This window comes from Streptomyces sp. NPDC007901, from assembly GCF_042959465.1.
In the GTDB taxonomy this organism is placed as follows: Bacteria; Actinomycetota; Actinomycetes; order Streptomycetales; family Streptomycetaceae; genus Streptomyces.
In genome coordinates this window covers 1-1,656 of record NZ_JBIBKW010000097.1, presented here as the reverse complement: position 1 = coordinate 1,656, position 1,656 = coordinate 1, and the positions used below count along the sequence as shown (strand labels likewise).

Here is a 1,656-nt window from a genome sequence, read left to right as displayed (position 1 = left end):
TAGCCTCGATCTTTCATGAGGGTCCGCCGACGGAGTCGGCGGGCTCTTTCAGTTTCCAGAGCGGGTGGTGAGCAGGCTGGTGGCCCGGCAGTCGCGTCGGGTGGGCGCCGGGTTCCACTGCCCGGATTCGGGGGGTGCTGTCGTCGGGACCGGGGGTCTGCTGTTCAGCCCGGGTTGGGCAAGAGCGCGAGTCGTCCGAGTGCGGTGGTGATCTCGCCTGTCCAGGGCCAGTGCTGGGTGAGGCGGAGGATCCTGCGCCGGCCGGTGGTGACGATCTGGGCGGCTGCGGAGAAGAGGCGGAATCGTAGCCGACGGGGTTCCCAGAGCCGGGTCTTGCCGGTCAGGGCGAGCATGGGCATCCAGGCGAGCAGCTCCAGAGCGAGCTGGACGATCTCCAGCCAGACCTTGTTCTGCGCGGTGTGGTGCAGGGGAAGGTTGCGCAGGCCGGTGGCCCGGGCCGCCCGGATCCGGTCCTCGGCCCGGGCCCGCAGCCGGTGGCGGAGTTCGAGTTCGGCGATCGGCTGGTCAGGGGTGTTGGTCGCGAAGCAGGTGATCCGCATGCCGTCTGCGTCCGTGATCCTCAACTGGGCCCCGGGATGCGGTCGTTCCTTTCGGACGATCAGCCGCATGCCCTTCGGCCAGCCGTCCAGCAGCCTGCCGGTGAGCTCGGCAACCCAGGCGCCGTCGCGGACCTTGCCGTCGGCCTCGACGGCCGGCGTCCAGGCTGAGGCCGGGATCTGCAGTAGGTACTGGTGGATGGTGTCGCTGATCACCATGCCGACCGAGTAGGACAGCCATCGGCCTCGTTTCGCGAGCCAGGACACGAAATCGTGGGTGCCGCCGGCGGAGTCCGTGCGGATCAGCGTCTGCCGACCTCGCCGGTACTTCTTCGGCAGCTGAGCGAGGGCGAGCTGGGCGGTGGCGATGTGGTCGGCAGCGGTGTTCGAGCCCGCGTTCCCCGGCCTCAGGAAGGCGGCGACCGGCTCACCGGTTCCGCCCGGTCCGTGGTCGACGAAAGCCGTCAGGGGGTGATGGCCATAGGTCTTCTTCCAGGTCGCGGCCGCGTCCTCCTTGTCGGAATGCGCGATCACGAGGACGCCGTCGAGGTCGACCGTGACCTGTCCGTCGGTGTCCGGGGCGTTTCTGCCCGCCAACGACCAGACCCGGCCACGGACTTCAGACCGCGCGGACCGGATGGCCTGCAGGGCTTTCTCGCCGGAGGCGGCGAGCGCGTCGATCAGGCGGGAGACCGTCGGGTCGGAAGCGACCGGGCCGAAGACGGCTGGCTCACACCGCAGCATCGCGACGTCCGCGAGGCAGTCCCCGCCCAGTGCGACTGCCAGAGCGACGTCCAGGAGGATCTTGCCGGGATCGTGGACGGCCCGCGGCTTCCGCCATGGAGCCAGCGCTGCGGATATGGCCTGGTCAAAGCCGGTCTTTCGGACTGTTTCGATGAGCAGGACCGACCCGGCCTGGGTCACGACCTGACGGCCGTCGTCCTGAACGCGGACACGGGGATAGGACCCGATAGGGTGCTTCACCTGGGAAGTGCCTCTGGCTTCAGCGGGAACAAGGACCTAGACAATCCTCATTCTTGCTGGTCAGAGGCACTTTCTGCTTTCCTGCCCGCCTGCCGGACACCCCGCTTCATGAAAG

1 protein-coding gene is annotated in these 1,656 nt (G+C 68.4%); it reads right to left on the bottom strand.

Annotated elements, in window-relative coordinates; translation table 11 throughout:
- Positions 1 to 164 precede the first annotated feature (164 nt).
- The gene (locus tag ACFZDK_RS55805; protein WP_390987107.1) at positions 165 to 1,541 is read right to left on the bottom strand and encodes an IS1380 family transposase; all 1,377 of its coding nucleotides are present in this window, start codon (positions 1,539 to 1,541) and stop codon (positions 165 to 167) included.
- Between the last annotated feature and the right edge of the window lie 115 nt (positions 1,542 to 1,656).